Origin of the sequence: Arthrobacter sp. NPDC057388, from assembly GCF_042668165.1 — a bacterium.
Taxonomy (GTDB): domain Bacteria; phylum Actinomycetota; class Actinomycetes; order Actinomycetales; family Micrococcaceae; genus Arthrobacter.
In genome coordinates this window covers 123,592-135,916 of sequence record NZ_JBHVBL010000002.1, presented here as the reverse complement: position 1 = coordinate 135,916, position 12,325 = coordinate 123,592, and the positions used below count along the sequence as shown (strand labels likewise).

General features: G+C 66.7%; 12 protein-coding genes. 8 read left to right on the top strand and 4 right to left on the bottom strand.

The features are described from left to right. Nucleotides 1–64: 64 nt before the first annotated feature. Both ACFUTU_RS01605 and ACFUTU_RS01600 read left to right on the top strand, forming a co-directional pair. The gene (locus tag ACFUTU_RS01605; RefSeq protein WP_377960030.1) at nt 65–883 is read left to right on the top strand and encodes an Asp/Glu racemase; all 819 of its coding nucleotides are present in this window, start codon (nt 65–67) and stop codon (nt 881–883) included. A 12-nt stretch (nt 884–895) separates the two neighbouring features. Beyond that, entirely contained in the window at nt 896–2,278 is a 1,383-nt protein-coding gene (locus tag ACFUTU_RS01600; RefSeq protein ID WP_377960029.1) for an SLC13 family permease, read from the top strand. 93 nt (nt 2,279–2,371) lie between these two features. Here ACFUTU_RS01600 and ACFUTU_RS01595 read toward each other — a convergent pair whose 3' ends face one another. Further along, nucleotides 2,372–2,992, bottom strand: a complete 621-nt coding sequence (locus ACFUTU_RS01595) for a flavin reductase family protein (RefSeq protein WP_377960028.1) — start codon at nt 2,990–2,992, stop codon at nt 2,372–2,374. Between the two features lie 42 nt (nt 2,993–3,034). Between ACFUTU_RS01595 and ACFUTU_RS01590 the strand changes: the two genes are divergently transcribed. After that, nucleotides 3,035–3,781 carry a haloacid dehalogenase type II gene (locus ACFUTU_RS01590; protein ID WP_377960027.1) on the top strand — a complete coding sequence of 249 codons (747 nt, stop codon included), beginning with the start codon at nt 3,035–3,037 and terminating at the stop codon, nt 3,779–3,781. A 30-nt stretch (nt 3,782–3,811) separates the two neighbouring features. Here ACFUTU_RS01590 and ACFUTU_RS01585 read toward each other — a convergent pair whose 3' ends face one another. Next, nucleotides 3,812–5,314 carry a helix-turn-helix domain-containing protein gene (locus tag ACFUTU_RS01585; protein ID WP_377960026.1) on the bottom strand — a complete coding sequence of 501 codons (1,503 nt, stop codon included), beginning with the start codon at nt 5,312–5,314 and terminating at the stop codon, nt 3,812–3,814. 161 nt (nt 5,315–5,475) lie between these two features. Here ACFUTU_RS01585 and ACFUTU_RS01580 point away from each other — a divergent pair, with 161 nt between their 5' ends. From ACFUTU_RS01580 to ACFUTU_RS01560, 5 genes are all read left to right on the top strand, one after another. Beyond that, entirely contained in the window at nt 5,476–6,522 is a 1,047-nt protein-coding gene (locus ACFUTU_RS01580; protein ID WP_377960025.1) for an amidohydrolase family protein, read from the top strand. Continuing rightward, on the top strand, nt 6,519–7,334 hold the full coding sequence (locus ACFUTU_RS01575) for a metal-sulfur cluster assembly factor (RefSeq protein WP_377960024.1): 816 nt from the start codon (nt 6,519–6,521) through the stop codon (nt 7,332–7,334). The genes ACFUTU_RS01580 and ACFUTU_RS01575 overlap by 4 nt, the downstream gene beginning before the upstream one ends. Then, a complete protein-coding gene (locus tag ACFUTU_RS01570; protein ID WP_377960023.1) occupies nt 7,331–8,365 on the top strand; it encodes an NAD(P)-dependent alcohol dehydrogenase in 1,035 nt (344 codons plus the stop codon). Before ACFUTU_RS01575 ends, ACFUTU_RS01570 begins: the two co-directional genes overlap by 4 nt. Nucleotides 8,366–8,404: 39 nt before the next feature. Continuing rightward, the gene (locus ACFUTU_RS01565) at nt 8,405–8,722 is read left to right on the top strand and encodes a putative quinol monooxygenase (protein ID WP_377960022.1); all 318 of its coding nucleotides are present in this window, start codon (nt 8,405–8,407) and stop codon (nt 8,720–8,722) included. A gap of 115 nt (nt 8,723–8,837) precedes the next feature. Beyond that, nucleotides 8,838–9,140: a YciI-like protein gene (locus ACFUTU_RS01560; protein ID WP_377960021.1), complete on the top strand. Its 303-nt coding sequence runs from the start codon at nt 8,838–8,840 to the stop codon at nt 9,138–9,140. Nucleotides 9,141–9,309: 169 nt separating this feature from the next. On the opposite strand, the gene ACFUTU_RS01555 is transcribed toward ACFUTU_RS01560, so the two are convergent. Continuing rightward, a complete protein-coding gene (locus tag ACFUTU_RS01555) occupies nt 9,310–10,365 on the bottom strand; it encodes a 2,3-butanediol dehydrogenase (protein ID WP_377960020.1) in 1,056 nt (351 codons plus the stop codon). Nucleotides 10,366–10,377: 12 nt separating this feature from the next. Then, nucleotides 10,378–12,177 (bottom strand): NAD(P)-binding domain-containing protein, encoded by a 1,800-nt coding sequence (locus ACFUTU_RS01550; RefSeq protein ID WP_377960019.1) that lies wholly within the window; start codon nt 12,175–12,177, stop codon nt 10,378–10,380. Nucleotides 12,178–12,325 lie beyond the last annotated feature (148 nt).

Genomic DNA, 12,325 nt, shown 5'->3' with positions numbered 1-12,325 from the left:
TGGGACCAGAACCCACTTTATGGGTTTACCCCAATAATCCCCAACACAACGACGTGGAGAAGCCATGAGCACCCCCGCTGTAACCTGCGAAACCGCCCCCGAGCCCAAGCGCCCCGGGATGAGCCGCGTGGGACTGATCGTCCCCAGTTCCAACACCACCATGGAGACCGAACTGCCGGAACTGTTCCGGCGCCAGGCCGAGGCAACCGGCCACAAGTACACATTCCACTCCGCCCGCGCCGGCATGAAGAAAGTCACCAAGGAAGAACTGCTGGCCATGGTGGGCAAGGCAGCCCAGTGCGCCGAAGCAGTGTCCGACGCCGACGTGGACGTCATCGCCTACGCCTGCCTGGTGGCCGTCATGGCCCAGGGCCCCGAAGCGCACGAAGGCTCGGAGAAGGTCATCGCAGACGCCGCAGCCGGCAACGGGCACCCCGCCCCGGTAACCAGCAGCGCCGGCGCCCTGGTCCGCACCCTGCACGAAATCGGCGCGCAGAAGGTCGCCATGATCACCCCCTACATGAAGCCGCTGACCAAGATGGTGGTGGACTACATCGAGGGGTCGGGCATCACGGTGCTGGACGCCATCAGTCTCGAAGTAGCGGACAACCTCGAAGTCGGCTGCCTTGACCCGCAGAACCTGCCCGCACTGGCCCGGAGCCTGCAGCGCGAGGGCGCGGACGCCGTCGTGCTCTCTGCCTGCGTCCAGATGCCGTCACTCGCCGCGGTCCAGGCCGTCGAGGACGAACTCGGACTCCCGGTCATCACGGCGGCCACGGCCACCACTTACGAGATCCTCAAGGCGCTCGGCCACCAGCCGGCCATCACCGGCGCGGGCAGCCTGCTGTCAGGGGCGGGCGTCCTCACCCCGGCCAACGCGTAGGCGGTTGGCACCATGTCGCTTTCACTCATCGCGTTCCTGGTGCTGGTGGCGGCCTTCGCCGTCGGTTCCTTCACCAAGATCAACGCCGGACTGCTCGCCACCGTCGCCGCGTTCGGCGTCGGCACCCTCCTGGCCGGCATGTCCATCAAGGACGTCATCGGTCAATTCCCAGCCGGGCTCTTCTTCATCCTGGTGGGCGCGACTCTGCTGTTCGCCATCGTGCGGATCAACGGCACCATAGACCTGCTGGCCTACTGGGCTGAACGGCTCGCCGGCGACCGGAAAATCCTGGTCCCCATCCTGATGTTCCTGCTGACGGCAGCCCTGGCCTCCGCCGGCGCATTCACGCCCGCCGCCATCGCCATCGTCGCCCCGGTGGGTCTGGCGCTGGGCATGCGGTTCGGCATCAGCACCCTGGCCATGGGCCTGGTCATCGTCCAGGGCGCCAACGCGGGTGCCTTCTCCCCGGTCAACCCGTTCGGCGTCCTCGGCAACAAGATGCTGGCCGGCGCCGGCGCCGCTGACGACTCATTCAAGCTCTACGCGTACTGCTTCGTCTTCAACGCCATCCTGGCCGTGATCGCCTACGTCCTGGTGCAGGCCATCATGAAGCGCCGGGCAGCCAAGGCGGAAGCACGTCACGCCGGCGGCGACAGTGCCGTGAAGAACGACGGCGGCGCTGACGCACCCGCAGGGGGCGGCGTTTCAGGTTCCGGCGGCGCCGGAACGGCCGTCCTCACCGCACCGGCACAGACCACCCTGACCGCCGGAACCAGGACCCGCCCGGAGAAGGTGGCCGCAACCCCCATGCGCATCCTCACGCTGGTGGGCATCGCCTCCCTGCTGGTGCTCACCACCGTCCTGGGACTCGATGTCGGTGTTGCCTCGCTGGTCATCGCGGCGGTACTGATCGTCCTGGACTCCAGCGTGCAGAAGCCGGCAGTGGAAAGCATGCCCTGGTCAGCCATCATCCTGGTCACCGGCATCGTCACCTACGTGGGCATGCTGGAAAAAATGGGTGCGCTCAAGGAACTCCAGGACGGCATCGCCGGCCTGGGCAACAGCTCCCTCGCAGCCCTGATCGCCAGCTACGTGGTCGCCATCGTTTCGGCCTTCGCCTCCACCACCGGAACCCTGGGCGTCATCAGCCCCGTGATTGAACCCATCGCCATGGACCCGCTGCTCACCCCCGTGGGAGTCGTCACGGCCATCGCCATCAGCTCCTCCGTGGTTGACGTCAGCCCCATGTCCACCAGCGGAGCCCTGCTCATGGCGAGCGCCCAGCCCAAGGACGAACGGATGTTCTTCCGCGCGCTGCTGCTCTGGGCCATCGCGATGATCGGCGTGGTACCGCTCCTCGTCTGGTTCCTGTTCGTCCAGCTCGGGCTCGGCTAAAAGCCCCGGGCTGAAAGGGAAAGGGACGTCCTGGCCGGGCGTCCCTTTTCCTTTCCCGGCAACTCCCCTACACGCAACGAGAGCCGGCTGCCTCTAAATTTTGGGACGGAAGTGGCCTGGCCAGTCCTTGAGCCGGATCCGGGTCAGGTCCTGGATGTCGCCGAGTGTGCCCCACTCGTCCAGCCCCAGCCGGGCCAGCGGCTCGAGCAGGTCGATCCGCGGGTGGCTGCCGTCGAGCACGGCATCGCTCACGGCGGCGTGGGTCACTTCGCCGAAAACCAGGGTGGAGTCCCCCATCGGCAGCACGGAATGGAGACGGCATTCCAGCACCGCCGGTGATTCCTTGACGCGGGGTGCGGCCACGGTGAGGCTCGGCTCCCGGGTCAGGCCGGCGGCGTCGAACTCGCTGACGTGCGGCGGAAAGTTGGTGCCGGTGGCGTTGACCTCTTCCAGGAGCGCGGCCGGGGCCAGGTTGACCACAAATTCACCGGACGCGGTGATGTTGCGGAGCGAATCCTTCTCGCCCACCGAGGTGAACTGCACGATGGGCGGGTTGGTTGAGGCTACCGTGAAGAAGGAGTGCGGGGCCACGTTGTCAACGCCCTCCGGAGAAACGCTCGAAACCCATGCGATGGGCCGGGGCACCACCACCGCGGTGAGCAGCCGGTAGAAATCGCGGGCGGACGTCGCCGTGGGACTGAAATCAGTTCGCATGCTGCCAGACTAACCGGCGCGGCAGCCAGGAAAGGACACAGCATGAGTTTCCAGCCGTACCGTTCACCATCATCCGGGCGCCCGGTGCGCGCCGTCCTCTTCGACACCTTCGGGACCGTGGTGGACTGGCGCACCGGCGTTGCACGGGAGGTGGCAGCTTTCACCACGGCACAAGGGGTCGCCCTTGACGCGCACGCCTTCGCGGACCACTGGCGGGCCCTCTACCAGCCGGCCATGGAAGCCATCCGCTCCGGACAGCGCGGCTTCACAAAGCTGGACACACTGCACCGCGAAAACCTCGACGAGGCCCTCCGCCATCACGGCATGAGTCCGGAACGGGTTTCCAGCGAGACCCTGAAGGAGCTGAACAAATCCTGGCACCGGCTGCCGCCGTGGCCGGACAGTGTGGAGGGCCTGGCAAGCATCCGCCGCCACTACATCGTGGGGCCGCTGTCCAATGGAAACACCTCACTGTTGCTGGACATGGCCAGGAACGCCCGCCTGCCGTGGGATGTGATCATCGGTTCGGACATGACGCGCACCTACAAGCCCTTGCCCCAGGCCTACCTCCGCACGGCGGAGTTCCTGGACCTCGGGCCCGGCGAGGTGATGCTCGCGGCGGCCCACAACAGCGACCTGCGAGCTGCCCGGCAAGCGGGTCTGGCGACGGCGTTCATTGCCCGCCCCACAGAACACGGCCCCGGCCAGGTGAAGGACCTGGTCCCGGAAGGCGACTGGGACCTTGTGGCGTCAAGCATCCCTGAACTGGCGAACCTGCTCGGGGCCTGAACCCTCTTGCCAGGGTGGCCCGACCCAGCCTTACTTCGGCGCGGTGATTCCCAGGCGGGCCATCCGGCGGTAAATGGTGGCCCTGCTCATTCCCAGTTCATGGGCGGCCGCCGCCACCGTGATGCCCGGCCGCGAAAGGCACCGGACGATCTCGTCCCTCTCGACGGCCTCGATCCGGGTCAGGTGTGGCCCGGCGCGTCCCACGAGATGGGAGGGCAGATGCCGCACATCGACGGTTTCCGTACGCATGGCCGCGTCATTGACCATGGTGAAAAGTTCATCCGCATTGCCTGGCCACCCATAGCCAGTCAGCGCGTGTTCGGCGGCAGCGGTGAAATCCACTTCACGCATACGCGTTTGGCGTGCGGCGTACCGTGCCAGGGGCATCACGTCAGCGGGGCGTTCACGCAGGGCAGGCACCGGCACCACGGTTTCCACCATGGCGGCCAATGGCTGCGGGACGGCGCCCAGGTCCTCCGCGGTCATGGCCCAGGTGATCGCGGGTGCACTCTCAGCCGGTACGGGCAGCGCCTGAACAGCGGCGGCAGCCCGGGCGCTCAACTCCTGCGCCGCCCAGGCAGGCAGGAGGTCGACGTTTTCCACGATCACGGCGGTATCGGGCTTGGACAGCTCGGGGGTCCAGAGCGACAGCCACGCCTCCACGTCCTCGGGTTCCGGAGCTGCTGCACACAGGATGCGGCTCCCGGGGCGCGCCTGGCGGATCGCTTGCCCCAGCAAGGTGGCGCGCCCGGATCCTGGTTCTCCGACGGCGGCAACCACCCTGTCTGCCCGAAGGGCCAAGACCGCACGGTCCAGTGCCTCCGTCCAGTCCGGGGACATGGCGCGCAGTGTTCCCGCGCCCGGCTCGACCCGGCCCCGCTGCACCCGGAAGACACCGCCCTTGGGTCCCGCTTTCGGCCTGTGGCCACCCGACTTGGCGAGCATGAGGGCAGCGGTGTTGCTCGCTGCCGACTGGGCCAGAGCCAGGAGCAACTCCGGCGAAGACCTGGACCAGGTGGTGATGTTCACGCTGCCCTCGAGGCGTCCGCTGAGGGGATCGATCACCGGCACGGCAGCGCAGGTGTACGTCCGGAGGCTTGCGCTGTAGTGTTCCTCGGCACGAACCAGGCTGGGCGTCCGGTCCGCCAGCGCCATGCCCAACCCGCTGGTTCCCGCCTCCCGCTCGGAAAAGGCAAAACCGGGAGCCAGATGGACCTTGTCCAGTGCCCGCAACAGTGACGTGTCGCCACTGAAGCGGTTGAGGACCAGCCCGTCGGCGTCGGTGAGCATCAGGCTTAGCGGCTCGTTGGCCAGCGTCTGGTGCAGCCCCGTGAGCACCTCCTGGCCGCACTGGTAAAACAGCGAGTCTCCGGCCGCAGACCCGGCCCAGACGGGGTCGATCACCTCGGCCGAGACGCCGTATTCCTCACTGCGCTGCCATGAGGCAAGCAGGCGCCTTGAGACAGTAGCCATCATGCCTCCCGGCCCGCTGGCCTGTGGCCGCGGGACGGGAACGTTCTGCTCCGGCACCATTGCCGCCCTCCTTGTTTTGGTCATTCGAGATTACGGGGCGGTGCTTCAAAAGGCGATGCAAACGTGTCTCAAAATGAGACACCGGTCACAGGTTGACAGGTGCCTTTTGGCCATAGCGTCATCTCTGTCGCGACTATGGCAGTCGCGGGGAGGAGAACGATATGTACAGCAAAGACGGCGAGAACTACTTCATCGTCGACGCCCACATCGCATTGTGGGACGCCCGCCCGGAGAACCAGCGGAATATCCAGGGCAAGCAGTTCATCGATTGCTTCTACGACTACCACCGCAACCTCGGTCCGGAGCAGGAGCACTGGCCCTACGAGGAATTCCTTTACCAGGGCGGCGAACGCCTCATGAAGGACCTGTTCGAGGACGGCTACGTGGACCACGCGATCTTCCAGCCGGCCTACCTCGGGGAGTTCTACAAGAACGGCTTCGCGCAGGTGGAGGAGGCGTACGGCCTGGCTGCGGCGCATCCGGACAAGCTCACCTACAACCATTGTTATGACCCGCGCGAAGGCGAGGCCGGCCTGGACCGGCTCCGCGCGGACCACGAGAGGATGAAGTTCAAGGGGGTCAAGCTCTACACCGCCGAATGGCGCGGCGAGTCCCGCGGGTACAAGCTCTCCGATCCCTGGTCCTACCGGTATTTCGAGGAGTGCCGCAAGCTCGGCATCAAGAACATTCACATCCACAAGGGCCCTACCGTCCGCCCGCTGGACCGGGACGCCTTCGACGTCGCCGACGTCGACCACGCCGCCTCCGACTTCAACGACCTGAACTTCGTGGTGGAGCACGTCGGCCTGCCCCGGCTCGAGGATTTTTGCTGGATCGCCACCCAGGAACCCAACGTCCACGGCGGCCTCGCCGTCGCCATTCCCTTCATGCACACCCGGCCGCGGTACTTCGCGCAGATCATGGGCGAGCTCATCTACTGGATCGGGGAGGACCGGATCCAGTTCTCCAGCGACTACGCCATCTGGTCACCCCGGTGGCTGATCGAGCGCTTCGTTGACTTCCAGATCCCCGAAGACATGACCGAATACGCCCCGCTCACCGTGAACCAGAAGAAGAAGATCCTCGGGCTCAACGCGGCGAAGATGTACGACATCCCGGTGCCCGCGGAGCTCCAGCTCCCGGACGCGGACGAGACAAAGACAGGGCCGCGCCAGCCGGAACGGGCGGACCTGGCGGGCGCGGCATGACGGCGGCATTGACGGAGCGCACCGGCCGGCACGTGGCGGTGACGGCAGAGGATGTCCGCCAGGCGCTGGGAGCAGTGCTGGATCCCGAGCTGGACGAGCCGATCACGGATCTGGGCTTCGTCCGTTCCCTCGAGATCACCGGCTCCCTGGCCGGTGCCGTGGTGACCGTGCACCTGCGTCTGCCGACGTCCTTCTGCTCGCCGAACTTCGCCTACCTGATGGCGTCGGACAGCAAGGACGTGATCTGGGCGCTGCCCGGGGTGGCGAAGGTGGTGGTTGAGCTCGATGACCACCACGACTCTGACCTCATCAACGCCGGCCTCGCGGCTGACGCAGGATACCGCGGCACCTTCGGCCACGAAGCGGAGGAAAGCCTGGAGGAGCTGCGGTGGACGTTCCGCCGCAAAGCGCACACCGCCGCGATGGAGCGCTGCCTTACCGAACTGCTGCGGGCCGATCCGGCGCGGGCGGAAGAAAGCGTCGGGACGGTGCTGCTGGGTGACCTGCCGGCCGGCCGGTCCAAGGACGCTTTAGTACGACGGCGGGTGGCGCTTGGACTGCCGACGGAACCTGCCGCCGCCGTCCTCGTTGACCATAACAACATCCCCTACCCGCCGGACAACGTGCCGATGGCGCTAAGGCGGGCGCGTTCCACGCGCATTTCCATTGACGGGAACGCCCATTTCTGCCGCGGCCTGCTGCGGACACGCTACGCCGGCTCGGGCGCCGACCAGACCGACCGGCCGGACGGGGCCGAACCGGCAGACCACCACCACCTTCTTTCCCTCTCAGTCAAGGAGAACAAGCGATGAATACGATGCGGGCCGTCCAGGTGGTCGGCTACCACGAGGGCCTGAAAATGACCGAGGCGCCCATCCCGGAGGTGGCAGGACCGCTGGACGTCGTCGTCAAAATCGGCGGAGCCGGCGTCTGCCGCACCGACCTGCACATCTTGGAGGGCCAGTGGGCGGAAAAGTCCCAGGTTGAGCTGCCCTACACCATCGGGCACGAGAACGCGGGCTGGGTGCACGCCGTCGGCAGTGCCGTGACCAACGTCAAGGAGGGCGACAAGGTGATCCTCCATCCGCTGATCACGTGCGGGCTCTGCCGGGCCTGCCGCTCCGGCGACGACGTGCACTGCGAGAACAGCAGGTTCCCCGGCATCGACACCCACGGCGGATATGCCGAGTACCTGCTCACCTCCGCCCGCTCGGTGGTGAAGATCGACGACTCGCTGGAACCAGCGGACGTCGCGGCCCTGGCCGATGCCGGCCTCACCGCCTACCACGCTGCCGCCAAGGCGGCCAAGCGGCTGACGCCCCGGGACAACTGCGTGGTCATCGGGGCAGGGGGTCTGGGCCACATCGGCATCCAGGTGCTCAAGGCCCTCACCCCGGCCCGGATCATCGTCGTCGACCGCAACCCGGCAGCCCTGGAACTGGCCAAATCCATCGGCGCCGATGAGGGGGTCATCGCGGACGGCACACAGGTGGAGCAGGTGCGGGCACTCACCGACGGCAGGGGCGCCGAGGTGCTCCTCGACTTCGTGGGCGAAGGCGGGGCCACCTCCGAGGGTATTGCGATGCTCCGCGAAGCCGGCGACTACTTCGTGGTGGGATACGGGGAAAACATCACCGTGCCCACGATCGACATCATCTCCTCCGAAATCAACATCATCGGCAACCTGGTGGGTTCCTACAACGACCTTCAGGACCTGATGGCCTTGGCGGCGCGGGGCGCCGTCACCCTTCATACCCAGAAATACGCCCTCGACGACTTCCAACAGGCGGTCAGCGACCTCGACGCCGGCAAGGTCCGCGGCCGCGCCATTCTGGTCCCCTGATGTCCCCCAAGGACGAACTGCAAACCGCAAGGAGAACCGATGATCTTCATCACCGCAAAATTTCCCGTCAAGCCCGAGCACGCCGACAACTGGCCGGAGATCGCCCGCGAGTTCACGGACAAGACCAACGCTGAGGAAGGCTGCCTCTTTTTCGAGTGGGCACGCTCGCTTGAGGACCTCAATACGTACGTCCTGATCGAGGCGTTCCGGGATGACGACGCCGGGGGCGAACACGTGAGGTCGGAGCATTTCAGGAAGGCCACCGCAGAACTGCCGGCCTACTTGGCACGGACCCCGGACATCGTCAACGTCAAGGTGGACGGGTGGTCCAAGCTCGGGGAGATGGCCGTCGAGTAAGGCCCTGCCGCCCGCGGGGCGACACCCTCGCAAAGGGACGACGGCAGATTGAGTCCCCGTGGGTACGCTACTTCTACAACGAGTGAAAACCCCTGAACGAAATGGACGGACACCCATGCACGCCGTGCTCGAATACACCTATGAGGACAACTACCTTCAGACCCGCGAAAAATACCGCTCAGACCACCTCAGGGCGGCGTGGGAAGCAGTGGAACGGGGCGACCTTCTGCTGGGTGGAGCCGTTGGGGAGGGACCCTTCACTGGGTTGCTGATCTTCAGTGGCGAGAACGCCCTCGAGGCTGCACAGGCTTTTGCAGCCGCCGATCCTTACGTCACCGCCGGCGTGGTGACATCGTGGACCGCCCGCCCGTGGACAACGGTCGTGGGAAAAGAGGCGGCCACACCCGTTCGCCCCTGAGCCCACTTGCGGCCTGCGCCAGATGCAACCGCGCCAAGCGTGCCAACATCCCGTCACCGGGCCAGCAGCAACGGATGGAACGACGACGGCGGGAGTACCTGCCGCCGTCGTCCTCCGTCAGCGTGGGCGAACGGCACCCGCTCCCCTGACGCGCGGCCGCCCACAGCCCCTACGGGTGCACCAGCACCTTGACCGCCGTGTCCTTGTGGTTGATCAGGGTGTCGAAGCCCTGCTCCACCAGGTCCTCCAGCGCGATCCGGCCGGTGATGAACGGCTTGAGGTCCACCTTGCCCTCCTGCACCATCTTGATCACGGCGGGGTGGTCCCGGACGTAGGCGATGGTGCCGCGCAGGTCGATCTCCTTGAGCACCAGCTTCTGCATGTCCACTGTGGCAGGCGCACCCCAGATGGACACGTTGACCACCACGGCGCCGGGCCGGACGGCGTCGAGCATGGTGTCCAGCACCGCGTTCACGCCGGCGCATTCGAACGCGACGTCGGCCCCCGTCCCGCCGGTCAGCTCGCGCACCCGCGCCGGGACGTCCTCCTGGCTCGGGTCCAGCACGTGGTCCGCCACGCCGCTGGAGGTGGCCTTCTCCTTGCGTGCCTGGGTGAGTTCGCTGATGATCGTGGTCACCCCCATGCCCTTCAGGACGGCGGCGGTGAGCAGCCCGATCGGCCCGGACCCGCCCACCAGCGCGGTGTCGCCGGCCTTCACGCCGCTGCGCGCCACGGCGTGGTGGGCCACGGACAGCGGCTCGATCAGCGCCGCCTCATCCAGCGGAATGTCCCCGATGGCGTGCACCCACCGCTGGTCCACCACGATCTTCTCGCTCAGCCCTCCCCCGCCGCCGGACAGCCCGATGAAGCCCATCTGCCGGCACAGGTGGTAGCTGCCGGCCTGGCACATGTCGCAGTCGCCGTCCACAAAATAGGGTTCGACGACGACGTTGTCCCCTTTCGCCAGGCCCGTCACCCCTTCGCCGATTTCCGAGACAGTGCCGGAGAATTCGTGCCCCAGGGTCACCGGGGATTCCTCGTGGGACAGCGGATGCGGCTGGCCGGGAGGAGGACAGAAGATGGGCCCTTCCAGGTATTCGTGCAGGTCCGTGCCGCAGATCCCGCACCACGCGACGTCGATCTTCACCGCCCCGGCGCGGAGTTCCGGCTCCGGGATGTCCTCGATCCGGATGTCCTTGCGGGCGTGGAATCGGGCTGCCTTCATGATGGGCTCTCCTTAGCGGGTGTGGTGACTGGGCTGCAGTTCGTACACCGGAGTCTCCAGCCCTTCCATCCGGGCCTTGAGCTGCAGTGCCAGGTAGGAGGAGTAGTGCCGGCTCTGGTGCAGGTTGCCGCCGTGGATCCAGAGGTTGGGGACGTTGGTCGGTTTCCACATGTTGCGCAGCTCCCCCTCCCAGGGGCCAGGGTCTTTTGGCGTGTCTGAACCGTATCCCCAGCATTTTCCTACTTTGTCCGCGATTTCGGGAGAGACCAGGTCCGCCAGCCAGCCGTTCATGGATCCGTAGCCGGTGGCGTAGACGATGAGGTCGGCCTCCAGCTCGGTGCCGTCGTCCATCACCACGGCGTTGCCGGTGATCTTGGAAACCTGCCCGGACTTCAGCTTCACCCGGCCGTCGATGACCAGCTGGGAGGCGCCGACGTCGATGTAGTAGCCGGAGCCGCGCCGCAGGTACTTCAGGAACAGGCCGGATCCGTCCACGCCGAAGTCCAGGTCAAACCCGGCGGCCTCCAGCTGCGAGTAGAACTCGGCGTCCCGCCGGGCCATCTCCTGGTACACGGGCACCTGGGCATCGGGCAGGATCCGGTACGGAAGGGACGCGAACAGCAGGTCCGCCTTCTCCGTGGTGACGCCGTTGGCGAGCGCCTTCTCCGAGTACAGGTCCCCGAGTGCCAGGTCCATCAGCGATTCGCTGCGGGCAATGTGGGTGGAGGACCGCTGCACCATGGTGACGTCGGCGCCGTGCTCCCACAGGTCCGCGCAGATGTCATGCGCCGAGTTGTTGGAGCCGATCACCACCGCCTTCTTCCCGGTCCAGTCCCCGCCGCCGGGGTGCTGGGAGGAGTGCCGCTGCTCCCCCAGGAAGCTCTCGGCACCGTCGAACGCGGGGATGTTCGGGTAGCCGGAGACGCCCAGGGCGAAGACGAGCTGCCTGGGCCGCAACGTCACCGGTTCGCCGTTGCGGAGGACGCTGACCGCCCATTCCTGCGTGCCGTCGTCGTACTCCGCGCCCACGCACTCGGTGCCGGACCAGTAGTTCAGCTCCATGATGCGCGTGTAGTGCTCCAGCCAGTCGCCGATCTTGTCCTTGGCGGCGAAGACGGGCCAGTCGTCCGGGAATTTCATGTAGGGCAGGTGGTCGTACCAGACGGGGTCGTGCAGGTGCAGGGACTTGTAGCGGTTCCGCCAGGAGTCGCCCGGGTTCTGGTTCTTCTCGATCACGATGGTGGGCACGCCGAGCCGCCGCAGCCGGGCCGCGAGGCCGATGCCGCCCTGCCCGCCGCCGATGATCACGCAGTAGGGCTGCTCCTCGTAGCCCAGCCGCGCTTCCTGTTCCTCCTTGAGTTCCTTCCAGGAGCGGCGGCCGCGGACGATCTGGTGCGCCACGCCCTGTTCCCGGCGCGGGCCCTTCTTCTCCTCGAAGCCCTTCAGCTCCTGCATGGTGGTGAGCAGCGTCCAGCACCTGCCGTTCCGCAGCCGGAGGTGGCCGTAGCCGCGGGCGGCGCCTGTTTCGAATGTGATCCAGGCTTCCACTGTCCCGTCGGCGCCGGCGCTGCCGGTGGCGTCCTCGGCGAGCGCCCAGTTGGCGGGCTGGACGTGGTCCAATGTGGCCTCGAGCATGCGGCGGATGTCCGCTTTGCCTTCCAGTGTTTTCAGGTTCCAGGTGAACGCCACGAAGTCGCGCCAGTAGCTTTCGTCCTCGAAGAGGTCCAGCGCGGCGTCCACGTCGCGGCGCTGCAGCGCGCCGTCCAGGCTGGCCAGCCAGGCCTGTGCGGCGGCGGTGGGTGTTTCGGTCATCTCCACTCCTTTGTGTGCGGTCCCTCGGGTGGTCCGGGCTGCCCCCCTCCCGCCGGTGTCCCTGCGGTATGCTGGTGCGGGCGTGAGCTGCATCACTATTGGAACGCGGCGGGGGTAACAAGCGCGTTACACGGGCACTGCCGGCAAG